Annotated in this window: 23 protein-coding genes and 1 riboswitch; of the genes, 15 read left to right on the forward strand and 8 right to left on the reverse strand. The window is 73.1% G+C overall.

Annotated elements, in window-relative coordinates:
* Nucleotides 1–15 precede the first annotated feature (15 nt).
* Both LJB74_RS13620 and LJB74_RS13625 read left to right on the forward strand, forming a co-directional pair.
* Complete coding sequence (locus LJB74_RS13620) at nt 16–507, forward strand: MarR family winged helix-turn-helix transcriptional regulator (protein ID WP_259309047.1); 492 nt, start codon at nt 16–18, stop codon at nt 505–507.
* Nucleotides 508–575: 68 nt separating this feature from the next.
* A complete protein-coding gene (locus LJB74_RS13625) occupies nt 576–1,997 on the forward strand; it encodes an MFS transporter (protein ID WP_259309048.1) in 1,422 nt (473 codons plus the stop codon).
* Between the two features lie 95 nt (nt 1,998–2,092).
* On the opposite strand, the gene LJB74_RS13630 is transcribed toward LJB74_RS13625, so the two are convergent.
* Together LJB74_RS13630 and serC are read right to left on the reverse strand one after the other, a co-directional pair.
* Complete coding sequence (locus LJB74_RS13630; protein WP_259309049.1) at nt 2,093–3,331, reverse strand: sugar MFS transporter; 1,239 nt, start codon at nt 3,329–3,331, stop codon at nt 2,093–2,095.
* Nucleotides 3,324–4,457, reverse strand: a complete 1,134-nt coding sequence (serC, locus tag LJB74_RS13635; protein ID WP_259309050.1) for a phosphoserine transaminase — start codon at nt 4,455–4,457, stop codon at nt 3,324–3,326. The genes LJB74_RS13630 and serC overlap by 8 nt, the downstream gene beginning before the upstream one ends.
* A 180-nt stretch (nt 4,458–4,637) precedes the next feature.
* Here serC and LJB74_RS13640 point away from each other — a divergent pair, with 180 nt between their 5' ends.
* The 4 genes from LJB74_RS13640 (at nt 4,638) to LJB74_RS13655 (ending at nt 8,337) form a co-directional block, all read left to right on the forward strand.
* Nucleotides 4,638–5,366 (forward strand): metal-dependent transcriptional regulator, encoded by a 729-nt coding sequence (locus LJB74_RS13640; RefSeq protein ID WP_259309051.1) that lies wholly within the window; start codon nt 4,638–4,640, stop codon nt 5,364–5,366.
* 183 nt (nt 5,367–5,549) lie between these two features.
* Nucleotides 5,550–5,734: riboswitch (cyclic di-AMP (ydaO/yuaA leader) on the forward strand.
* A gap of 2 nt (nt 5,735–5,736) precedes the next feature.
* A complete protein-coding gene (locus tag LJB74_RS13645) occupies nt 5,737–6,471 on the forward strand; it encodes a C40 family peptidase (protein ID WP_259309052.1) in 735 nt (244 codons plus the stop codon).
* Between the two features lie 156 nt (nt 6,472–6,627).
* Nucleotides 6,628–7,134 (forward strand): HNH endonuclease, encoded by a 507-nt coding sequence (locus tag LJB74_RS13650; RefSeq protein ID WP_259310365.1) that lies wholly within the window; start codon nt 6,628–6,630, stop codon nt 7,132–7,134.
* Nucleotides 7,135–7,308: 174 nt separating this feature from the next.
* The gene (locus tag LJB74_RS13655; RefSeq protein WP_259309053.1) at nt 7,309–8,337 is read left to right on the forward strand and encodes a universal stress protein; all 1,029 of its coding nucleotides are present in this window, start codon (nt 7,309–7,311) and stop codon (nt 8,335–8,337) included.
* A gap of 61 nt (nt 8,338–8,398) precedes the next feature.
* On the opposite strand, the gene rocD is transcribed toward LJB74_RS13655, so the two are convergent.
* Complete coding sequence (gene rocD, locus LJB74_RS13660) at nt 8,399–9,613, reverse strand: ornithine--oxo-acid transaminase (protein WP_259309054.1); 1,215 nt, start codon at nt 9,611–9,613, stop codon at nt 8,399–8,401.
* Nucleotides 9,610–10,512: a dimethylargininase gene (gene ddaH / locus LJB74_RS13665; RefSeq protein ID WP_396125172.1), complete on the reverse strand. Its 903-nt coding sequence runs from the start codon at nt 10,510–10,512 to the stop codon at nt 9,610–9,612. Before ddaH ends, rocD begins: the two co-directional genes overlap by 4 nt.
* 55 nt (nt 10,513–10,567) lie before the next feature.
* Here ddaH and LJB74_RS13670 point away from each other — a divergent pair, with 55 nt between their 5' ends.
* Nucleotides 10,568–11,566, forward strand: a complete 999-nt coding sequence (locus LJB74_RS13670) for an aldo/keto reductase (protein ID WP_259309055.1) — start codon at nt 10,568–10,570, stop codon at nt 11,564–11,566.
* 79 nt (nt 11,567–11,645) lie between these two features.
* On the opposite strand, the gene LJB74_RS13675 is transcribed toward LJB74_RS13670, so the two are convergent.
* Nucleotides 11,646–12,458, reverse strand: a complete 813-nt coding sequence (locus LJB74_RS13675; RefSeq protein ID WP_259309056.1) for a hypothetical protein — start codon at nt 12,456–12,458, stop codon at nt 11,646–11,648.
* A gap of 2 nt (nt 12,459–12,460) precedes the next feature.
* Nucleotides 12,461–12,952: an OsmC family protein gene (locus LJB74_RS13680; protein ID WP_259309057.1), complete on the reverse strand. Its 492-nt coding sequence runs from the start codon at nt 12,950–12,952 to the stop codon at nt 12,461–12,463.
* A gap of 119 nt (nt 12,953–13,071) precedes the next feature.
* On the opposite strand from LJB74_RS13680, the gene LJB74_RS13685 reads away from it, so the two are divergent.
* Both LJB74_RS13685 and LJB74_RS13690 read left to right on the forward strand, forming a co-directional pair.
* The gene (locus tag LJB74_RS13685) at nt 13,072–13,974 is read left to right on the forward strand and encodes a Gfo/Idh/MocA family protein (RefSeq protein WP_259309058.1); all 903 of its coding nucleotides are present in this window, start codon (nt 13,072–13,074) and stop codon (nt 13,972–13,974) included.
* 95 nt (nt 13,975–14,069) lie between these two features.
* Nucleotides 14,070–14,330 carry an HPr family phosphocarrier protein gene (locus LJB74_RS13690; RefSeq protein ID WP_259309059.1) on the forward strand — a complete coding sequence of 87 codons (261 nt, stop codon included), beginning with the start codon at nt 14,070–14,072 and terminating at the stop codon, nt 14,328–14,330.
* 124 nt (nt 14,331–14,454) lie between these two features.
* Here the strand turns inward: LJB74_RS13690 and ptsP are convergent, their stop codons facing one another.
* Complete coding sequence (ptsP, locus tag LJB74_RS13695; protein ID WP_259309060.1) at nt 14,455–16,149, reverse strand: phosphoenolpyruvate--protein phosphotransferase; 1,695 nt, start codon at nt 16,147–16,149, stop codon at nt 14,455–14,457.
* 136 nt (nt 16,150–16,285) lie between these two features.
* Nucleotides 16,286–17,596, reverse strand: a complete 1,311-nt coding sequence (locus tag LJB74_RS13700; protein WP_259309061.1) for a PTS transporter subunit EIIC — start codon at nt 17,594–17,596, stop codon at nt 16,286–16,288.
* A gap of 197 nt (nt 17,597–17,793) precedes the next feature.
* Between LJB74_RS13700 and LJB74_RS13705 the strand changes: the two genes are divergently transcribed.
* From LJB74_RS13705 to LJB74_RS13730, 6 genes are read left to right on the forward strand one after another with little or no spacing between them, the layout of a single operon-like run.
* Nucleotides 17,794–18,570 (forward strand): GntR family transcriptional regulator, encoded by a 777-nt coding sequence (locus tag LJB74_RS13705; protein WP_259309062.1) that lies wholly within the window; start codon nt 17,794–17,796, stop codon nt 18,568–18,570.
* Nucleotides 18,567–18,821 carry a PTS glucose/sucrose transporter subunit IIB gene (locus tag LJB74_RS13710; protein ID WP_259309063.1) on the forward strand — a complete coding sequence of 85 codons (255 nt, stop codon included), beginning with the start codon at nt 18,567–18,569 and terminating at the stop codon, nt 18,819–18,821. Before LJB74_RS13705 ends, LJB74_RS13710 begins: the two co-directional genes overlap by 4 nt.
* A gap of 52 nt (nt 18,822–18,873) precedes the next feature.
* The gene (locus LJB74_RS13715; RefSeq protein ID WP_259309064.1) at nt 18,874–19,104 is read left to right on the forward strand and encodes a PTS glucose/sucrose transporter subunit IIB; all 231 of its coding nucleotides are present in this window, start codon (nt 18,874–18,876) and stop codon (nt 19,102–19,104) included.
* Complete coding sequence (locus tag LJB74_RS13720; RefSeq protein ID WP_259309065.1) at nt 19,104–19,568, forward strand: PTS glucose transporter subunit IIA; 465 nt, start codon at nt 19,104–19,106, stop codon at nt 19,566–19,568. Before LJB74_RS13715 ends, LJB74_RS13720 begins: the two co-directional genes overlap by 1 nt.
* Nucleotides 19,559–20,260 carry an HAD family phosphatase gene (locus LJB74_RS13725; RefSeq protein WP_259309066.1) on the forward strand — a complete coding sequence of 234 codons (702 nt, stop codon included), beginning with the start codon at nt 19,559–19,561 and terminating at the stop codon, nt 20,258–20,260. Before LJB74_RS13720 ends, LJB74_RS13725 begins: the two co-directional genes overlap by 10 nt.
* Nucleotides 20,257–21,156 carry a D-hexose-6-phosphate mutarotase gene (locus LJB74_RS13730; RefSeq protein ID WP_259309067.1) on the forward strand — a complete coding sequence of 300 codons (900 nt, stop codon included), beginning with the start codon at nt 20,257–20,259 and terminating at the stop codon, nt 21,154–21,156. The genes LJB74_RS13725 and LJB74_RS13730 overlap by 4 nt, the downstream gene beginning before the upstream one ends.
* Nucleotides 21,157–21,191: the final 35 nt, after the last annotated feature.

The following is a 21,191-nucleotide window of genomic DNA, read 5'->3' on the forward strand; positions in this document are numbered from 1 at the left end:
ACGTAGACTCACGGTATGCGATCCTCCCGCCCGCCGACGCCCGACTCCGCCGCCACGGCGGAGCTCTCGACGCCGACGGTGTCGAGCTGCCGCCCCGGCACGCTCAGTGCCGAGCTCCGGATCTCGGTGAGCCGGCTGCACCGGCAGCTGCGGAGCCAGCGCGGCGAGGCCGACCTCTCCGACGGCCAGTACGCGGTCCTGTCGGTCCTCGACAAGCTCGGGCCGATGTCGCCCGGCGCGCTCGCGGACCACGAGCGGATGCGCCCGCCGTCGATGACCCGGACCGTCAACGCGCTCGACGAGCTCGGGCTCGTCCGCAAGTACGAGCACCCGACCGACGGCCGTCAGGTGCTGGTCGCCGTGACCGAGGCCGGCGTGGCCGAGCTCCGCGAGACCCGCCGCCGTCGCGATGCGTGGCTGACGCGCCGGCTCAGCGCCCTCACGGCGGAGGAGCGAGCCCTGCTGGCCACGTCGAGCGAGCTCCTGCGCAGGATCGCGGCCGGATGACCACGACGCACCGGGCCGACCACGGCCTCCCGACGACCACGACACCACCCTGCCGGAAGTGGACCTGAGTGAACCCGACCTTCGCCTCCCTGCGGTTCCACAACTACCGCCTGTGGTTCGCGAGCGCCCTGGTCTCGAACATCGGGACCTGGATGCAGCGCGTCGCCCAGGACTGGCTCGTGCTCACCGTCCTCTCGGCGAACTCCGGGGTCGCAGTGGGCATCGTGACCGCGCTGCAGTTCGCGCCGGTCCTGGCGCTCTCGGCATGGGCCGGGGTGCTCGCGGACCGGGTGGACCGCCGGAAGCTCCTGGTGGCCACGCAGGGTGGTCTCGGCATCCTCGGGCTCGGGCTCGGCGCCCTGGTCCTCAGCGGGCACGCCCAGCTCTGGCACGTGTACGTCTTCGCGGCGCTGCTCGGCTGCGTCGCGGCCGTCGACGGGCCGGTCCGGCAGACCTTCGTCGCCGAGCTCGTCCCGCCGGACAAGCTCTCGAACGCCGTCGGGCTCAACAGCGCGTCGTTCAACGCCGCTCGGCTGATCGGACCCGGTCTCGCCGGGCTGCTGATCGCCTGGGTCGGCACGGGCTGGGTCTTCATGATCAACGGCGTGACCTTCGGCGCGACGATCCTCGCGCTGCTCGTCATGAAGGTCGACCAGCTCCGGCGCCTGCCGAGCACGACCCGCGCCCGCGGTCAGATCCGGGAGGGGCTGCGGTACGTCCGCGGTCGCAGCGACATCGTCGTGATCATGGTGGTCGTCGGCGTGGTCTCCACCTTCGGCCTCAACTTCCAGCTCACGAGCGCGATGATGGCGCGCACGGTCTTCGGCAAGGGGGCCGGCGAGTACGGCATCCTCGGCTCGGTGCTCGCGATCGGCTCGCTGTCGGGTGCGCTGCTCGCCGCGCGCCGTGAGCGTCCGCGTGTGCGGCTGGTCGTCGGCGCCGCGTTCGCGTTCGGGATCGCGAGCGGGGTCATGGCCCTGATGCCGACCTACGTCTCCTACGCGGTCGCCAGCATCCCGGTCGGTCTTGCCTCACTGACGATGATGACCGCCGCGAACTCGGCGATCCAGATGAGCACCCCACCCGCAGTACGAGGGAGGGTGATGGCGTTGTACATGATGGTCTTCCTCGGGGCGACGCCCATCGGTTCGCCGATCGTCGGCTGGATCGGCGAGCAGTTCGGTGCACGCTGGTCGATCGGGATCGGCTCGATCACCGCGCTGCTCGTGGCCGGTGGCGCGGCGCTGTGGACGCGTCGACGCTGGAACCTGCAGGTGCAGTACCAGGTGCTCCACCGTCCGCACGTCCAGGTCGTGCACGCCGACGACGAGCTCGTCGTCGGCGGCGGGCTCGTGGTGGGCGGGGTCGTCGTCGACGGGCTCGTCGGGGACGGGAGCGACGGCGACGTCACGGAGCGCGAGCTCGACGTCACGGAGCGCGAGCACGGGGTCGCGGCGCGGGACGCCTCGGGCGCGACCACGGCCGCCTGAGCGCCTCACGACCACGACAGCACGGGTGGTCGTCCGGTCCGCGGAGCGACGGCACCCCCGACGGGTGGTGCACCGCAGCCTGAGGGCCGCCGACGTCAGGCGGTGACGGGAGCCACGCGCGTGAGTGCCCGGCGGCCGGCCGCGACGGCGACCCCGCCGAGCACCAGCAGCACCGGGATCAGCAGGAACGCGGTGTGGGTGCCGACGGCGTCCGCGACCGCACCGAGGAGGAACGGGGCGACGGCGAGCGCGCCGCCGGCGGCGAACGACGAGCGCGCCTGTGCGGCGTCGGGACGGCCGGCAGACGCGCGCAGCACGAGCACGACGCCGATCGGGTACTGGGCACCGTAACCGAGGCCGGCGACGACGAGGCCGGCCATCGCGAGAACGGGTGCCGTTGAGAGCCAGAAGATCAACCAGCCCACCCCGGCGAGCCCGAACGAGCCGATCAGGAGCGACTCCGGCGACAGGTGCAGCGAGAGCGGGCTCAACGTGAAGCGCGCGACGCACATCCCGGCGACCAGCGCGGTGACGGCGGCCGACGCCATGCCGGCACCCATCGAGGTCTGCGAGCGCAGCATGTCCGAGGCCCAGTAGGTCGTCGCGTTCTCGATCGCGACCGCCATGACCAGGGCCGCCATGAAGAGCCAGAAGGCCAGCGAGAACCCGCCGCGGTGGGGTGCGGCGACCGGGGTGGTCGCGCTCGACCCGGCGTCCGCCGGTCGGATGGCGGGCGGCGGGTCGATCGCGACGACCCGCGGGAGCCGGCTGACGAGGGCCACCGTGGTCAGGACGAGGACCGCGGTCGCCCCGACGGCCGGTCGCCAGCCGAGGCCGAGGCTCACCGCGAGCCCGAGGGCGAGCGGTGCGAGCAGGCCGACCATCGCCCCGACCCCGTTGGCCTCGGTCAGCGCGGCGCTGCTCGCCTCGTGGTGGTGCACGGCGAGGGCGGGCTGGGCCGCGGAGATCATGAGGCTGCCGCCGACGCCGATCACGAGCGTCGCGGGGAGCGTCATGGCGAGCGTGCGGCCGCTCACGAGGAGGGCGAGGCCGACGATCAGCACGACGCCGCCGAGGCGAAGGACGTTGCGGCGCCCGATGCGCGGGTTCAGGTAGCCCGTGAGGAAGCCGCTCGCGGCCGTGCCGGCGGCGAGCGCGGTCCCGTGCAGACCGGCCTCCGCCCGCGAGATGCCCTGCTCGGTGGCGATCAGCGGGATCGCCGGCGAGAAGCTGTACAGGAACCAGCCCCAGGTCGTGAAGGTCGAGTACAGCGCGACGGTCACGCGGTCGCGCTGCAGGCGCGGCGCGGGGAGGGCGGCGGTCGTGTCAGACAAGGTGGTCGACCACGTGGTCGACGCAGGCGGTCAGGGCGCGGACGTCCTCGGGCTCGACTGCGGGGAACATCGCGACGCGGAGCTGGTTGCGGCCCAGCTTCCGGTAGGGCTCGACGTCGACGACGCCGTTCTCGCGGAGCGTGCGGGCGACCTGCGTCGCGTCGATCGCCGGGTCGAGGTCGATCGTGCCCACGACGGGCGAGCGGTGGGCCGGGTCGGCGACGAACGGCGACGCCCAGTCGCGGGAGTCCGCCCAGCCGTAGAGGTGCCGGGCCGACTCGGCGGTGCGGTCGGCCGCCCACGTGAGCCCACCCTGGTCGAGCATCCACCTGAGCTGTTCCGCGAGGAGGACGAGGGTCGCGATCGCCGGGGTGTTGAGGGTCTGGTCCAGGCGCGAGTTCGTGAGCGCGGTCCGGATCGAGAGGAACTCCGGGATCCATCGGCCACTCGTCTCGACCTCCTCGAGGCGTGCGACGGCGGCGGGGGAGAGCGCGGCGAGCCAGAGGCCGCCGTCCGACGCGAAGCTCTTCTGCGGGGCGAAGTAGTACGCATCCGTCTCGGCGACGTCGACCGCCACACCACCGGCCGCCGACGTCGCGTCGATCACGGTCAGCGCGCCCTGCTCGCGTGAGCCCGGGACGCGCCGGACCGGGGCGACGACCCCCGTCGAGGTCTCGTTCTGCGGCCAGGCGTACACGTCGATGCCGTCCTCGAGGGTCGGGGACGCGAGCGTGCCCGGCTCCGCGGTGCGGACCGACGACGGGGAGAGGAACGGGGCGCGGGACGTGGCGGCGGCGAACTTCGAGCCGAACTCGCCGGACGCGCAGTGCTGGGCGCGCTCGCGCACCAGGCAGAGCGTCGCCGCGTCCCAGAACGCCGTCGAGCCGCCGTTGCCGAGGGCGATCTCGTACCCGTCGGGCAGCGCGAAGAACGCCGTGAGGCCGTCGCGGATCTCCCGGACGAGCGATCGCACGGGAGCCTGGCGGTGGGAGGTGCCGAGGAGCGACCTGCGCCGCCCCGCCAGGGCGTCGACGGCCGCGTCGCGGACCTTGCTCGGGCCGGACCCGAACCGTCCGTCCGTGGGCAGCAGGTCGGCAGGGATCACGATCCGGGGGGTGTCGGGCACGTCCCTGAGGATAGTCGGGCGAGGGGGCTCGTGCCGCAGCGGTCCAGGGCCTGTCACGGCTCCGTCGCAGGGGACCGGCCCGGTCGGCGGGGCAGGTCGGGCCGGCGATGGGCACGCGCGTCGATGGACACGCACCGTAGCCTTGGCGCAGCGACGTCGGAACATGCGGAGGCAGTCACCATGAGCGATCTGATCGATACGACAGAGATGTACCTGCGGACGATCTTCGAGATCGCCGAGGAGGGCATCACCCCGCTGCGTGCGCGGATCGCCGAGCGGCTCGGGCACTCCGGCCCGACGGTCTCGCAGACGATCGCGCGGATGGAGCGCGACGGCCTCGTGGTCGTGAGCGGTGACCGCCACCTCGAGCTCACCGACGACGGCCGCGTCAAGGCGATGCGCGTGATGCGCAAGCACCGCCTCGCCGAGCGGCTGCTGACCGACGTGATCGGCCTCGAGTGGGAGCTCGTGCACGAGGAGGCCTGTCGCTGGGAGCACGTCATGAGCGACCGTGTCGAGCGTCGCCTCGTGGCCCTGCTCGACCACCCGCACCACTCGCCGTACGGGAACCCCATCCCGGGTCTCCAGGAGCTCGGCGACGACCGTCCCGGCGAGGAGTTCCTCGACGGGGTGGTCCCCCTGCTGTCCGTCGGCACCGTCGGCACTGTCGGCACTGGCGGCACCGTCGGTGCCGGTGAGGGTGCCGTGCAGGTCGTGGTCGCGCGTCTCGGGGAACCGGTGCAGACCGACGTCGAGCTGCTGTCGCGACTCGCTGCCGCGGGCGTGCGTCCGGGCAGCGCGATCACGGTCGAGAGGTCGGACGGGCTGACAACTGTCGGTGAGCCCGGCGCGGCGACGGTGCTGGATCTCCCGGACGACGTCGCGCGTCACATCTTCGTCCTCGCCTGACGAACCACCGGGTCGGCCTGGGCTGAAGGTCCCAGGCGAGGTGCGACGACGCCGCGATCGGGCCGCGGCGCGGGCGACATGAGAAAGTTCTCCGTGACCTGAGCGTGACAATCGCACGAACCCTCAGGTACGGTCGTCCTGCTCCTCGGAACCCTCCTCCGTGGGAGCCCGTGTGCGGAACGCCGAATCCTGCCGCCGCATCCGGTTCCGTACGACCTGCCGGCAGGGGCGGGGGACCCAATTCTGGGTACTGGAAACAGTGCCCTTGGGGTGAAGCCGGGCGGACGTCGATCTTGACGGCCGGCCGGCCGGGTGTATCTCCCACCCGAACCCGACAGCTCACCCCGTAGGCGTACCGGAGAGGTACCGCGTGACTGACAGCACCACAGGAGCCCGCCATCGCGCGGCGCGCCGCCCCGTCACCCCCCTGAACGACTTCGCGGCCGCCGCCACGGGAAGCATGGCGACCGTCGGACGACGCACCGCCGTCGTCGCCGCCTCGTCTGGCCTCGTGGTCTCGATGCTGGCGTCCCCGGCTGCCGCTGCCACGTCGAGCGACGCCGCAGCCTCGGTGCCGTCGGTCGACACCGCCGCCCTCACCGGTGCGGCCCGCGCGGTCCTCGAGACGTCCCCCGTGGTCTCGGTCGCCGACTCGACCCAGTGGTCGTTCGACGTCCCGGAGGTCACCGCGGTGGCCGCCCCGGTCAAGCGGACCGTCCGGACCGTCTCGCGCTCGTCCGTCCGCGTCAACGCGCCGATCCCGCAGTCCGTGTCGGGCAACGCGGTCCTCGAGATCGCGGCCCGCTACGTCGGCGTCCCGTACCGCTACGGGGGCACCACCCCCGCGGGCTTCGACTGCTCCGGCTTCACGTCGTACGTGTACGCCCAGCTCGGCATCCACCTTCCGCGCACCGACGCCGGTCAGCACTACGCCGGGACGATCATCTCCCGCGCCGACGCCCTGCCGGGTGACCTGATCTGGTCGCCGGGCCACGTGGCGATCTACGCCGGCGGGAACATGGAGATCGACGCACCGCGGACGGGCATGTCAGTCCAGTTCCGGAGCATCTGGCAGAGCAACCCGGTCTTCATCCGACTCGGCTGACCAGCACGGGCTGGTAGGAGCCTCACGACACGGCCTCGGGACGCAGATGCGACCGAGGCCGTTGTCGTCCCGTACTCTGACACCGCTAGCACCTCCCCCAGCCGGGCCCGGTCAGCCAGACGGGCCTGCCGATCTGGCCAAGGAGTCGCCGTGCTGATGCTCGGGAGCCCACCACGCCGCACGCTGCTGCTCAACGCGAGCATGGAACCGCTGTGCGTGGTCACCCTCAGACGGGCCGTCGTGCTGGTCCTCACCGGGAAGGCGACCGTCCTGGAGAGTGACGGGCGGGTGCTGCACTCCGAGCACGACGAGGTCCCGCTGCCCCTCGTGCTCTGCCTGACGCGCTACGTGCACGTCCCGGTGCGGCGGACCGTGCCACCCACACGCCGCACGGTGATGCAACGTGACCAGGGGCGTTGCGCCTACTGTGGGGAGAGTGCGGACACCGTGGATCACGTCGTCCCCCGGTCACGGGGTGGACGGCACGAGTGGACCAACGTGGTGGCCGCCTGCCGCCGCTGCAACCACCGCAAGGCCGACCGGCTCCTCTCGGAGATCGGGTGGGAGCTGTCCGTCGAGCCGCGTGCTCCCCGGGGCGCCGCTGCGCTCGCCAGCGTCGTCGGCCGGGCCGAGCCGTCCTGGTCGGCCTACCTCGTGGCGTGAGACGCCTGCCCGGCGCAGGCCGGTCGACGTCCTCGCGTGCGGTTTGACGCCCCACGTCGGTGGGGCAAGGATCGAAGAGGCAGGACTCTTCGATGGACGTGCGTCCCGATGCTGCCGCTGGTCGCGTCGTGCCGCTCGTCCCGGAGTACCGAACGGTCGGAGAGGAGAGCGGCGATGACGCACAACGACACCGTGCTGGTGGGGGTCGACGGATCGACCGCGAGCCTGCACGCACTCGAATGGGCGGGGGCCGAGGCCAAGGCGCACGGGCGCGCGCTCTCGATCGTCTGCTCCTACTCGCTGCCCTCGTTCGCGGCGGCGTCCCTCGACGGCGGGTACGCGGCCCTCGACGACACCGCGATCCAGGAGGGCGCCCGGGTGGTCCTGGCCGAGGCGAAGAACCGTGCCGAGCGCTTCGGTGTCCCCGTCACGGCGTCGATCGCGACCGGCGACGCCGCTGGTGTCCTCGTCGAGATGTCCCGCGAGGTGAGCCTCGTGGTCGTCGGGACCCGTGGACGCGGCGGGTTCGCCGACCGTCTGCTCGGGACCGTCTCGTCGGCGCTGCCGGCCCACGCGCACTGCCCGACCGTCGTGGTGCCACTCGCGGGGGTGCGGCGTGGGCCCCAGGCCAGCGCGATCTTCGCCGCAGCGGGGCTCGAGCCCGAGACCCCCGTCGCGCCGCCGCCCGAGCCCGCGCCGTCGCGGTCGGCGCGTGACGGCGCGGCGACCGAGCACACGGTCCCGCCCGTGCGTCCGATCCGCCGGATCGTCGTCGGGGTCGACGGGTCGCCCGCCGCGGAGCTCGCTCTCGCGGCAGCGATCCACGAGGCCGAGGCCTGGGGTGCGGAGCTCTTCGCGATCGCCGGCGTGCCGATCGGCAACGGGACCGGGATGCTCGCCTGGCTGCCGGCCGCGGTCGATCACGAGCAGGTGCTCGCGGACGTGACCGAGGGCCTCAACGTCGTGATCGACCGGGCGCTCGTCGGGCACGAGGGGCTGACCGTCCGGCGGCACGTCCTCGACGGGACCGGCGCCGAGCTGCTCACCGAGTTCTCGACGGCCGTCGACCTCGTCGTGGTCGGCTCGCGGGGGCGCGGCGGTTTCGCCGGCCTCCTGCTCGGCTCGACGAGCCAGGCGGTGCTCCACCACTCCTCGTGCCCGGTGATGGTCGTGACCATGCGTTCGCTCGAGACCACCGACTGACCGGGGCTCGACCGCGGCAGCCGGTGTGCTGCACGACGGGGCGGACGGTCGGACGTACTCCTCAGCCGAGCGCGTCGGTGAGCCGGTCGAGCGCGAGGTCGAGGTCCGCCCGGGGGATCGTGAGCGGCGGAGCCAGGCGGATCGTCGACCCGTGCGTGTCCTTGGCGAGGACTCCCCGCGTGGCGAGGTCCTCGCAGAGCTGCCGGCCGCTGCCACGGCCGGGCGGGACGTCCAGACCGGCCCACAGGCCGACACCCCGTGCGGCGGCCAGCGCGCCGTCCGCGACGAGGCCACCCAGCCGCTCGTGCAGCGTGGCACCGAGATCCCGCGCACGGGCCTGGTGCGTTCCACCGCGGAGCAGCTCGATGACGGCGAGGCCGACGGCGCACGCGAGCGGGTTGCCGCCGAACGTCGACCCGTGCGTGCCGGCGGTCAGCACCCCGAGCACCTCGGCTGACCCGACCACGGCGGAGACGGGCAGGATCCCGCCCCCCAGGGCCTTGCCGAGGGTCATCAGGTCGGGACGGACGGCCCACAGCTCGCAGGCGAACGTCGTCCCGGTGCGGCCGAGCCCGGACTGGATCTCGTCGGCGACGAACAGCGCGCCGGCGGAGTCGCAGATGCGGCGGACGGCGCCGAGGTAGTCGGGCGGCGGCACGATCACGCCGGCCTCGCCCTGGATCGGCTCGAGCAGGACGGCGACGGTCGTCTCGTCCACCGCGTCATCGAGCGCCTGGGCGTCGCCGAACGGGACGATGCGGAAGCCCGGGGTGAACGGGCCGAAGTGGCGTCGGGCGTCCTCGTCCGTGGAGAACGAGACGATCGTCGTGGTGCGGCCGTGGAAGTTCCCTGCGGCGACCACGATCGTCGCCCGGTCGTGCGGGACCCCCTTGACCTCGTAGCCCCACTTGCGGGCCGCCTTCACGGCCGTCTCGACCGCCTCGGCGCCGGTGTTCATCGGGAGCACGAGTGGGTGCGGGGCGGCGAGCGCGGGCGCCGCGAGAGCCGCCAGCGCCGTGGCGAAGGGTTCGAGCAGGTCGTGGCCGAACGCGCGTGAGGTGAGGGTCAGCCGGTCGAGCTGGTCGTGCGCGGCGGCGACGAGCGCCGGATGGCGGTGGCCGAAGTTGAGGGCCGAGTAGCCCGCGAGCATGTCGATGTACTCGCGCCCGTCGGCGTCCCGCACCCGAGCGTTCTCGCCGGAGACCAGGGTCACGGGCAGGGGGTGGTAGTTCGGCGCGAGGCGCGAGAGGGCGTCCGCCGGCTGGGGCGTGGTCATGCGACGGCTCCCGGGGTCGACGTGGTGCACAGCTCGAGGGTGCAGCACTTCGCCCCACCACCGCCCTTGAGCAGCTCGCTCGTGTCGACCGGGATCGGCTCGAAGCCCCGTTCCCGCAGCTGCTCCTGGTACGTCACCGCCTGCGGGCTCACGACGACGTGCCGACCGTCGCTCACGGCGTTGAGGCCGAGCGCCGCGGCGTCCTCGGCGGTGACCGTCAGGGCGTCGGGGAACAGGCGGCGCAGGACCCGCTGCGACCCGGGGGAGAAGGCCGCCGGGTAGTAGGCGATCTCGGCGCGCTCCTCGGAGCCGTCGAGGACGGTGAGCGCGGTGTCGAGGTGGTAGAAGTGCGGATCGACCAGCGACAGGGAGATCACCGGGCGGCCGAGCACCTCCTGCACCTCCGCGTGGGCGGCGAGGGTCGTGCGGAAGCCGGTGCCGGCCAGCAGCAGTCCGCCGACCAGCAGGACGTCGCCCTGGCCCTCGTTGACCTCGGTCGCGGTGTGCGTCTCGTAGCCGCGCTCGGCGAACCAGTGCAGGTACGCGGGCCCCTCGCCGCGTCGTTCCTCGTGGTGGAAGTGCGCCGAGAGGACGACGCCGTCGAGGACGGTCGCCCCGTTCGCCGCGAAGACCATGTCCGGGAGGTCGGGGACCGGGTCGATCAGCTCGACGGTGTGACCGAGGGACACGTAGAGGTCGTGCAGCTCCTGCCACTGCGCCACCGCGAGGTCGCGGTCCGTCGGGAGGCTCGCGTCCATCCACGGGTTGATCTCGTAGCTGACCGTGAAGTGGTCGGGGCGGCACATGAGGTAGTGCCGCGGCGTCGCGGTGCGGGCCGGCGGCTCGGCGCGCCGACGTGCGCGCCGCCCGGTTGCCGCGTCCTCCTGGGACGGTGCCATCGACTGATCCTCTCCGCGGTCGGCAGCCAGCGGTCCTCACGGTAGCGTCTGGTGCGTGGAGACGAGAGAGCTGGGCCGCACGGCCCGTCAGGTGAGTGTTGTCGGGCTCGGGTGCTGGCAGCTGGGCGGTGACTGGGGCAGTGTCGGCGAGGACGACGCGTTCGCCCTGCTCGACGCGGCGGTCGAGTCGGGTGTGACGTTCCTCGACACCGCGGACGTCTACGGCGACGGCCGCAGCGAGACGTTGATCGGGCAGTTCCTCGCCGCCCGAGGCGCGGGTCACGGGCTGACCGTCGCGACGAAGCTGGGTCGGCGTGCCGACCCGCACGTCGCGGACGCCTACACGCTGGACGCGTTCCGCGCCTGGACCGACCGCTCGCGCACCAACCTCGGGGTCGACACGCTGGACCTCGTGCAGCTGCACTGCCCGCCCACGGAGGTGTTCGCGCGCGACGCGACGTACGACGCCCTGGACACGCTGGTGCAGGAGGGGCGGATCGCCGCCTACGGGGTGTCGGTCGAGACCGTCGCCGAGGCGCTGACGGCGATCGCCCGGCCGCACGTCGCGACGGTGCAGATCATCCTCAACATCTTCCGGCGCAAGCCGCTCGAGCAGGTGCTGCCGGCTGCGCGCGCCGCCGGGGTCGGCATCATCGCGCGGGTCCCGCTCGCCAGCGGCCTGCTCTCGGGGAAGTACGACGAGACGACGGTGTTCGGCGCGGACGACCACCGGACGTACAACCGCCACGGTGAGGCGTTCGACGTCGGCGAGACCTTCGCCGGGGTGCCGTTCGACGTCGGCGTCCGGGCGGCCCGTGAGGTCGCGGCACTGACGCCTGCGGGTGCGACCACGGCTCAGCTCGCGCTGCGCTGGATCCTCGACCAGGAGGGTGTGAGCACGGTCATCCCGGGGGCGCGCAACGCGGCCCAGGCCCGGGGCAACGCCGCCGCGGCCGACCCGTCGGTCATCGCCCCGCTCGACGCGGACCTGCTGGTGCGGCTCGAGCAGGTCTACGACTCGATGATCCGGGAGCACGTGCACGACCGGTGGTGAACCCGGCGCAGTGAAGCCGGCGGCCGCGCTGTCAGGCAGACGCCGTGTCAGGCAGACACGGTGTCTGCCTGACACGGTGTCAGGCAGACGCGTCGGGCGTCGTGGGATCGGGGTCCGTCTCGGTCCGTAGCACCTCGGAGGTGCCGACGGACGTCGTGAACGCCTCGGGTGCCTGGCCGAACGCGAGCCAGGCACCGTCGACGACCGTGCGACCGAGCGCACGTGCGCCGACGACGCCCACGGCGGCACCGATCCCGAACGGCACGAGCCGTCCGACGGCGAGGGCGCTCTGCAGGCCGAGCTGGCGGCGCACCAGGCGCCGGGTGAGGGTGTGGTTCACGCGGCCGACGATCGGCGTGGGGACGCGCGTGAGCAGGGCCCCCGCGAACGCGACGGGGCCGAGCCCGGCGAGGTCGCCCACGGTCGCGGCGCCCTCGTCGCCGAGGATCGTCGCGAGCAGCAGCGCGCGGCGCCGAGCGGTGTCGGTCACCTCGATCCCGTGCACGCTCGCCACCGCGAACGTGAACGCGGCCGAGGCCCCGAAGAACGCCGCGACGTCGGACACCGTCAGTGTGAGCCCGACCCCGGTGCCGATGCCCGGGGTCGCGGCGGCCGCACCGGTCACCCCGCCGGCGGTGGTGAGCACCGCGAGGTACTCCCGTTCGAGGAGGCGGACGACCTGCTCGGGCGTCGCGCCGGGGTTGCGCCGGCGCACCGCGTCCACGTGCGCGTGGATCGTCGCCGACGGGATCGCGACGGCCTTGTCGAGCGCGCGCCCGACGGTCGAGGTGCGCGGGGCCCCCACGTCGGTCCGGTCCGCCGACGCGTCCGACGAGCGGAAGCGTGACCGTGCGGGTGTCGTGCCACGCAGCGCGCGCATCGGGGACGGCATGGTCACTCCTCCGGCTCGGGGATCGGTCCCGGGTTGATCACGAGGTCGATCGGGGTGCTCCGCGCGAGGGTGCGGCCGACCGTGCAGACCTGATCCACCGCCCGCTGGATCACGGCGAGGAGCCGGGTGCGCTGCGTCTCGTCGAGGCTCGACATGTCGACGACGAGCTCCTCGGCGAGCGCCGGGTAGTACTCGTTCTCGCGGTCGGCCTGACCGCTCACGTGCACCGTCACCGGGACGTCGGCGCCCAGGCGCCGGGACAGGGCGTTGTCGGCGCTCATGCCGGTGCAGCCCGCCAGCGCGATCTTGAGCAGCTCGCCCGGGGTGAACACCGCGCCGGCCTCGGCTGGTCCGATCAGCACCTCGGCGCCGCGCGAGCTGCGCCCGGTGTACGTGCGCGTGCCGGTGCGCTCGACCCACAGCGTGGTCGGCGCCGGTTCGGGAACTGCCGGTTCGGGAACTGCCGGGCCGGTCGTGGCGGTCGTCTCCGTCATGGGCCGATCCTGCCACGACTGCCGCACGCACCCACCGCGGCGACCGCGTGCCAGGACGGTCCCGGTCGACGGGCACCCTAGGCTGGTGGCGTCGAGGACGTCGGGGACAAGGAGAGCTCATGCGGGTCGCCGTCGTCGGGCTGGGCTCGATCGCCCGCAAGGCGTACCTGCCCGTCGTGACGTCGATGCGCGACGTCACCCCGGTCCTCGTCTCCCGGACGGAATCGGCCCGTGCGTCGATCGGGGAGGCGTACCGCATCCCGGACCGGTTCGGCAGCGTCGGCGAGGCCGTCGACGCGGGCCTCGACGCCGCACTGGTCCACACCTCGTCCGAGTCGCACCCCGAGATCGTCGCCACGCTCCTGCGGGCGGGTGTCCCGGTGCTGGTCGACAAGCCGCTCGCGCTGGACCTCGCGAGCGCCCAGGAGCTCGTCGCCCTCGCGACGGCGACCGGGGTCTCGTTGGCGGTCGCGTTCAACCGTCGGTACGCACCGGCCTACCGGGCGCTCGCGGACTGGGCCGACCGCGACGTCGTGTCCCTCCAGAAGCATCGTGAGCACCCGCCGGGCGCGGTGCGCGACATGGTGTTCGACGACTTCATCCACGTGGTCGACACGCTGCGGTTCCTGGTCCCGTCCTCGCTGGAGGACCTCGTGACGACGGCGCACGTCGACGAGGCCGGGCACTGCCGCCGGCTGTCGGTCCACTTCACCGGGGGCGGGCGCCTCGCGATCGGGGTGATGAGCTGGACGGCGGGGTCCTCGCACGAGGTGCTGGACGTGATCGGCGACGGTCGCCGCCGCCAGGTGGTGGACCTCGCGGACGTCGTCGACCTCGGTGACGGCGAGCGGCTGACCCGGCGCGACGGGTGGCTGTCGGCGCCGGAGCACCGCGGGTTCGTCGCGATGGTGACCGAGTTCCTCGACGCGGTGCGGGCCGGGCGGCTCCTCGACGCGTCGGACGCCCTCGTGACGCACGAGGTGTGCGAGCGCCTGGTGACGGAGGCGCTCGGTCGTCGGTGAGGCGTCGGTCGTTGGTGAAGCGTCGGTGAGGCGTCGGTCGCTCGGTCGACACGCTATAGTGGTCTAGACCAGTCGCTGTCGCCCAGGAGGTCGTCGTGCTCGAACGCCGTGTCGTCGTCGCCATCGAGGAAGGGCTGCACGCGCGGCCCGCCGCTCTGTTCGTCAAGCTCGCGACGGAGCAGCCGGCTGCCGTGACGATCCGTAAGGCGGACGGCGCCGCGGTCCCGACCTCGAGCATCCTGAGCGTGATGACCCTCGGCGCGCGCCTCGGCGACGAGGTCGTGCTGGCGACCGACGACGACGCGGCCGGGCCCTCGCTCGACGCGCTCGCGGCCTACCTCACGACCGCGGGCTGACCGCCCGGTCGGTGTCCGACGACCGCTGCTGCAGGAGGTCGCGGTCGTCTGCCTGCGGGCGTCGCGACCCGTCCGACTGACCCTGCAGGTCCCGGTCCGGCGGAACACCCGCCCGAGGGCCGGCTCAGAGCCCGAGCTCCTCGAGGAGCGGCAGCCGTGACCGGACCGTGCGGCGTGCGTCCTCGGCCGAGTCCGCGGCGACCGCGAGCGCCGCGAGCTCCTGGCACGTCGCGAGCGTGACCGAACCGAGCACCGCGGCGACGTCGGGCAGCGCGCGTGCGGTCATCGACAGGGTTGCGACCCCGAGCCCGACGAGCACCACCGCGAGGGCCGGGTCGGCCGCGGCCTCGCCGCACACCCCGACCGGTCGGTCGTTCTGCGCACCGCCACGGCAGGTCGCCGCGACGAGCTGGAGGACAGCGGGCTGCCACGCCGTCGACAGCGTCGCGAGCTCGCCGAGCATGCGGTCGGAGGCCATCGTGTACTGGGTCAGGTCGTTGGTGCCGATGCTCGCGAAGGCGGCGTGCGCGAGGATCTGGCCGGACTGCAGCGCGGCGCTCGGGACCTCGACCATCACGCCGGCGGTGCTGAGCCCGTGCGCGCGGCAGCGCTCGACGAACGCCGCCGTCTCCGGGACCGTGGCGATCATCGGCGCCATCACCCAGACGTCGGCGGTCTCGGCCGCGGCGGCCTGCGCGATCGCCGTGAGCTGGTCCTCGAGGACCTCGGGGTTGCGCCAGGAGGTGCGGTAGCCGCGGACGCCGAGGGCCGGGTTGGGCTCGTCGGTGCTGGTGAGGAACGGCAACGGCTTGTCCGCCCCGGCGTCGAGCGTGCGGACGACGACCTTCTTGCCGGCGAACGCCGCGAGCACCTGGCGGTACTGCGCGACCTGCTCGGCGACGGACGGCGCATCGGTGCGGTCGAGGAAGCAGAACTCGGTGCGGAAGAGCCCGACCCCTTCGGCCCCGGCGTCGGCGGCGGCCTGTGCGCCCTCGGGCTTGCCCACGTTCGCGAGCAGCGGGACCCGGTGGCCGTCGCTGGTGCGACCGGTCCCGTCGAAGGTCCGCACCCGCGCGGCAAGAGCGGCGGCGTGGGCGACCTGCTCCGGCGTCGGGTCGAGCGTGACCGTTCCGGCCGTGCCGTCGACGAGGGCGACGGTGCCGTCTGGGATCGCCGTCGCCCCGGCGGTACCGACGACGGCCGGGATGCCGAGGGCGCGCGCGAGGATCGCGGTGTGGGACGTCGGGCCGCCCTCGCTCGTGACGAGCGCGAGCACGCGTGCGGGGTCGAGGGTGGCCGTGTCCGCGGGGGAGAGGTCCGTCGCGACCAGCACGAACGGGTGGTCCACGTCCGGGACGCCGGGTGGCAGCTGACCGGTGAGCGCGGCGACGATGCGGTCCCGCACGTCGGCGACGTCGCGCGTGCGCTCGGCCATGTAGCCGCCGAGGGCCGAGAGCTGCTCGATCACCGTGGCGGCCGACTGCCAGACGGCGCGGGCCGGGTCGAGCCGGTTCCCGCGCACGAGCGCCTGGGCTGCCGAGACGAGGCTCGGGTCCGCGGCCATCATCGCGGTGGTCTCGAGCACCTCCTTGCCGGCGCCGCTCGCCCGGGACGCGGCCTCGCGGAGGTCGGCCTGCGCGCGGCTCGACGCGGCGGCGATCTGCTCCGCCGCCTGCTCGGCGTCGAGACCCTCGGCCAGGGTCGCCCCGACGGGCGGTTCGGCGACGGGTGCGGGCATCGCGACGACGGGACCGGCTGCCTGTCCCGGGCTGACCCCGATGCCGGTGAGCCGCTGCTGGGGGTCGGTGTCCGTCGTCATCGCATCCTCGCGGTTCGGTTGGTCAGGCACGCGCCTGTCGTCCATTGTGCCTCTGCCGTGGTGACCCGGCCCGGCAGCGGTTCGGGGCCCGGCGGCGAGGTCCGGCCGGGGCGGGCGCCCCGGCCGGACCTGGTCGTCATGCGGTCGCGCCACCCGCGGCGGGCTCGTCGGCCGGCTGGTCCACCAGGACGTTGTTGGCATCGGCGACCTGGTCGTCGTCCTCACGACCGGGCGTCCTGAGGTTCCATCGGGTGATCACCCAGCGGAACAGGACGTAGTAGAGGACCCCGTACGCCAGGCCGATCGGGATGATCAGCAGCGGCTTCGTCGCGATCCGGAAGTTGAGCAGGTAGTCGATCACGCCGGCGGAGAACCCGAAGCCGTCGTGCACGCCGAGCCAGTTCAGCAGCGCGAGCGAGGTGCCGGTCAGCAGGGCGTGGATCACGTACAGCGGCCAGGCGAGGAACATGAAGGAGAACTCGAGCGGCTCGGTGACACCGGTCACGAACGAGACCAGGGCGGCCGATCCCATGATGCCCGCGATGACCTTGCGCTTGGCGGCCTTGGCGGTGTGGACGAACGCGAGAGCGGCACCGGGGAGAGCGAACATCATGATCGGGAAGAAGCCCGTCATGAAGGTGCCGGCGGTCGGGTCGCCGTGGAAGAACCGCGTGATGTCGCCCTGGTAGACCGTGCCGTCCGCCCCGGTGAAGTTCCCGATCTGGAACCACAGCGGGAAGTTGAGCAGGTGGTGCAGGCCGAGCGGCAGGAGGAGCCGGTTGAGGGTGCCGTAGACGAACCCGCCGAGGACGGGCGAGCCGCTGACGAACGTCGCGACCGATCCGAGGCCGGAGTTGAAGGCCGAGTAGAAGAGCGAGGCGATCAGCGCGACGACGATCGCCATGCCGGCCGTGATGATCGGCACGAACCGTCGTCCACCGAAGAACGCCAGGTAGGCGGGCAGCTTGATCCGGTAGTACCGCTGGTAGAGCAGCGCGGCGACCAGGCCCATCACGATGCCGCCGAGAACCCCGTAGTTGATGAGCTCCTGCGTGCCGCCCGCGGCCGGCTTGCCGAGGACGTACGGGGACATCGCGTCGGTGACGCCCTTGAACACCAGGTAGCCGATGAGCGCGGCCAGTCCGGTCGAGCCGTCGGACTTGCGGGCGTAGCCGACGGCCACGCCGAGGGCGAAGATCAGCGGCAGGTTGGAGAACAGGGCGTTGCCGGCCGCGCCGAGCACCGCGGCGACCGGCAGGAGCCAGTCACCCCAGGCGCCTGCGAGACCGTCCTTGCCGAGCATGTCGTCCTGTCCGAGCCGCAGCAGCAGGGCGGCGGCGGGGAGGGACGCGATCGGCAGCATGAGCGAGCGGCCGATGCGCTGGAGCTGGGCGAACCCCGGGATGCGCCGCTTCTCCCGAGCTACGGGTGCGGTGGTAGCCGTCATAGCAGGTGCACTCCTCATCGTGTGCGTGTCGTGGGCCGGTGGGCACCGGCACTCCCTCGTCCAGCTCGGAGATCGTGTGTCGACTCGGTGTACTAGATGTCTGGACCAGTTGGCGTAACCATGGTGGAATGGTGCATCCGGTGTCAAGGGCGGCATGCTTCGGCCGTTGGCACGAGTCGCGTGACGAGGGGACGAAGGTGGGGCGCTCGGTTCTGAAGTACGTGCGGGTCCGGGACTACCTGCGCTCGCTCGTCACGCACGAGCTCTCGGCAGGGGACACGATCCCGTCCGAGCGGCTGCTGTGCGAGCAGTTCGGCGTGTCGAGGATGACCGTCCGGCAGGCCGTCGACGCGCTCGTCGTCGAGGGGCTCCTGGACCGCGAGCAGGGTCGCGGCACGTTCGTCGCGCCGACCAAGGTCGACCTCGAGGTGCGGCTCGCCTCGTTCGGCGAAGAGATGCAGCGGCGCGGCATGGAGCCGTCGTCGACGGTGCTCTCGGCCGAGGTCGTCGCCGCGACCCCGGACATCGCGGACGCTCTCGACATCCTCCCCGGGGAGCGCGTCTACTACCTGCACCGCGTGCGCCTCGCCGACGGCGAGCCGATGGCCATCGAGCAGTCGTGGCTCTCGTGCCAGCTCGTGCCCGGCCTGTTCGACGGCGACCTGCCCGACAGCATCTACGGCGAGCTGCGCAGGCGCGGGCTCGAGCCCGACTGGGGGGAGGACACCGTCTCGGCGGCCGAGGTCGACGCACCGGACGCCGAGCTCCTGGGCGTCGCCCCGGGCCGCGCGGTGCTGCGCCTGGCCCGGCGGACCTTCGCCGGTGAGACCGCCTGCGTCTACTCACGGTCGACCTACCGGGCCGACCGCTACGTGCTCTGGGTCCCCCTGCGAGCGCCCAGGCGCCCGCTGACTCCCCGGCGGACCTCGGGCGACCTGATGGCAGAGCCTGCGACGACGGAGGTCGCACGATGAACGAGGGGCGGAGCGGAGTGACAGCGCAAGCGGCAGACATCCTGGCGGCACTCGGCGGGGTGGCCAACATCATCGAGATCGAGCCGTGCACCACCCGGCTCCGGTCCGAGGTCCACGACACCGCCGTCGTGGACGTGAAGGCGCTGCGAGCAGCCGGCGCCCACGGCGTGATGATCTCGGGCCACGTGGTCCAGATCGTGATGGGACCGAACGTCGACACCATCGCGTCGGACCTCGAAGAGCTGCTGTGAACAGTCGTGACGTGCGGCAATCGGGCCGCCGTCGGTCAGCAAGGAGATTCTCATGAGCAAGGCGGAGCAGATACTCGCTGCCCTCGGCGGCGACGCGAACGTCGTCGACCTGGAGCCGTGCACCACCCGGCTGCGGGTCGAGGTCGTCGACCCGTCACTGGTCGACGACGCCGCACTCAAGGCGGCCGGTGCGTACGGGGTCATGCGGTCCGGCATCGCGGTGCAGGTCGTCGTCGGTCCCGAGGCGGACACCATCGCGTCGGACATCGAGGACCTGCGCTGATGCCTGCACCTCTCACCGTGCTCGCCCCGGTCACCGGGGTCGTGCGCGCCATGGCCGACGTGCCGGACCCCGTCTTCGGCGCCGAGCTCGTCGGTCCCGGCATGGCGATCGACCCGGCACGGGACGGCGTCGTCGAGGCGATCGCCCCGATCGACGGCACGATCGTCAAGCTGCACCCGCACGCGTTCGTCGTCACGTCGGACGCCGAGCACTCGGCGCTCGTGCACCTCGGCCTGGACACCGTCCAGCTCGGCGGTGCCGGGTTCACGCTGCATGCGCACGAGGGTGACGTGGTCACGGCCGGCGACGTCGTCGTGAGCTGGGACCCCGCCGCGGTCGAGGCCGGCGGCCGGTCCCCGATCTGCCCGGTCGTCGCACTGGACGGCAAGCCCGGCTGCCTGACCCCGCTGGTCGGCGTCGGCGAGGCGGTCCGCACGGGTGAGGCCCTGTTCGAGTGGAGCTGAACCTCGCCGCCGTCCGGCTCGCCCGGCCGGGTGCCGGTCTCCTGGTCGACCTGGACGGCACGCTCGTCCGCAGCGAGGCTGCGAACCAGAGCGCGTTCCGGCAGTACTTCGCCGCGCGCGGGTGGGACGTGCCGGACGACGTCGTGCGCGGTTTCGCCGGTCGCCGTGCCCATGAGGTCTTCGCGAGCGTCCCGGGGCCGTGGGGGGACGAGGACCCGTACGCCCTCATGCAGGGTGTCGTGGACGTCCTGCGGGCGATGGACGTACGACCGGCGGCGGTCCCCGGTGCGGTCCGGCTGCTCGCGGCGTGCGTGCAGACCGGTCTCCCGGTCGCGGTCGTGACGTCCGCGGGTCTCGAGTGGGCCCTCGCGGCGCTCCGCTCGCTGGACGTGACGGACGGTGCGATCGGCATGATCACCGCCGAGGACTGCACGCACGGCAAGCCCGACCCCGAGCCGTTCCGGCGTGGGGCCGAGCTGCTCGGGCTCGAGCCGCGGGCGCTCGTGGCCCTCGAGGACGCCCCGGCCGGCATCGCGTCGGCCCGTGCCGCCGGTGTCGGCCACGTCGTCGGCATCACGACGGGGCACCCGGCGCACGTCCTGGTCTCCGCCGGTGCGGCCGAGACCACCACCGACCTGGTCGCCCTCGCCGAGACCGTCGACGCCCGGCGCCCGGGGAGGTCGGACGCATGAGCGGGCTGCCCGGCTCGGTCCGGCTGGTCGCCGGCGCCGGTGACCTCCCGATGCTGCGCGTCGACGGCCCCGAGGGCTGGGCCGAGCTCTACCTGCACGGCGCGCACGTGACCGCGTGGGGGCCGACCGGCAGCGAGTCCGTGCTGTGGCTGAGCCGGTCGAGCCGGTTCGACGCACGCACGGCCATCCGTGGTGGCATCCCCGTGTGCTTCCCGTGGTTCGGTCCGCTGGACGGCCGGCCCGACGCGCCCCGCCACGGGTTCGCCCGGACGGCGTCCTGGACCGTCGACGGCGCGCACGACGACGGCCACGACGTCACGGTCCGGCTGCGGCTCCAGGACTCCGCCGACACGCGCGGGTCGGCCTGGCCGCACCGGTTCACGGCGGTGTGCAGCGTCGTCGTCGGGGCGCGGCTGTCCGTCTCGCTCGAGGTCACCAGCACCGGCGACGAGGACGTCACGTTCGAGGAGGCCCTGCACACCTATCTGGCCGTCGCCGACGTCACCGCCGCCGAGGTCACCGGTCTGGAGGGCGTCGGGTTCGTCGACAAGACGGCGCACGGGGCGGCCGTCGCCGGGGACCGCGCGCCGTTGCGGGTGACCGGCGAGGTCGACCGCATCTACGCCGGTGCCCCCGAGACGGTCACGGTGCGCGACGTCGCGGGCGGCCGCGACCTCCGCGTCGGCACGACGGGCTCCGGGAGCACCGTCGTGTGGAACCCGTGGCGCGAGGGCGCCCGCGCGACCGCCGACCTCGACGACGACGGCTGGACCACGATGCTGTGCGTCGAGGCGGGCAACGTCGGCCCGGCCGCCGTCCGCCTCGGACCCGGTGAGCGGCACACGATGGCGACCACGATCGAGGTGGTCCCGGTCGGGGGAAGGATGGTGGGGTGACCGGCACCGTGCCGGCCGCCGACCAGCCCAGAGAG

This window comes from Cellulomonas sp. P24 (assembly GCF_024704385.1).
In the GTDB taxonomy this organism is placed as follows: Bacteria; Actinomycetota; Actinomycetes; order Actinomycetales; family Cellulomonadaceae; genus JAJDFX01.

Excerpts from the sequence above, each read along its gene's own strand:
- LJB74_RS13620 (WP_259309047.1), top strand. The coding sequence starts at position 16 with ATGCGATCCTCCCGCCCGCCGACGCCCGACTCCGCCGCCACGGCGGAG.
- LJB74_RS13640 (WP_259309051.1), top strand. The coding sequence starts at position 4,638 with ATGAGCGATCTGATCGATACGACAGAGATGTACCTGCGGACGATCTTC.
- LJB74_RS13650 (WP_259310365.1), top strand. The coding sequence starts at position 6,628 with ATGCTCGGGAGCCCACCACGCCGCACGCTGCTGCTCAACGCGAGCATG.
- LJB74_RS13655 (WP_259309053.1), top strand. The coding sequence starts at position 7,309 with ATGACGCACAACGACACCGTGCTGGTGGGGGTCGACGGATCGACCGCG.
- rocD (WP_259309054.1), bottom strand. The coding sequence starts at position 9,613 with ATGACCACGCCCCAGCCGGCGGACGCCCTCTCGCGCCTCGCGCCGAAC.
- ddaH (WP_396125172.1), bottom strand. The coding sequence starts at position 10,512 with ATGGCACCGTCCCAGGAGGACGCGGCAACCGGGCGGCGCGCACGTCGG.
- LJB74_RS13675 (WP_259309056.1), bottom strand. The coding sequence starts at position 12,458 with ATGCCGTCCCCGATGCGCGCGCTGCGTGGCACGACACCCGCACGGTCA.
- LJB74_RS13680 (WP_259309057.1), bottom strand. The coding sequence starts at position 12,952 with ATGACGGAGACGACCGCCACGACCGGCCCGGCAGTTCCCGAACCGGCA.
- LJB74_RS13685 (WP_259309058.1), top strand. The coding sequence starts at position 13,072 with ATGCGGGTCGCCGTCGTCGGGCTGGGCTCGATCGCCCGCAAGGCGTAC.
- ptsP (WP_259309060.1), bottom strand. The coding sequence starts at position 16,149 with ATGACGACGGACACCGACCCCCAGCAGCGGCTCACCGGCATCGGGGTC.
- LJB74_RS13700 (WP_259309061.1), bottom strand. The coding sequence starts at position 17,596 with ATGACGGCTACCACCGCACCCGTAGCTCGGGAGAAGCGGCGCATCCCG.
- LJB74_RS13710 (WP_259309063.1), top strand. The coding sequence starts at position 18,567 with ATGAACGAGGGGCGGAGCGGAGTGACAGCGCAAGCGGCAGACATCCTG.
- LJB74_RS13715 (WP_259309064.1), top strand. The coding sequence starts at position 18,874 with ATGAGCAAGGCGGAGCAGATACTCGCTGCCCTCGGCGGCGACGCGAAC.
- LJB74_RS13720 (WP_259309065.1), top strand. The coding sequence starts at position 19,104 with ATGCCTGCACCTCTCACCGTGCTCGCCCCGGTCACCGGGGTCGTGCGC.
- LJB74_RS13730 (WP_259309067.1), top strand. The coding sequence starts at position 20,257 with ATGAGCGGGCTGCCCGGCTCGGTCCGGCTGGTCGCCGGCGCCGGTGAC.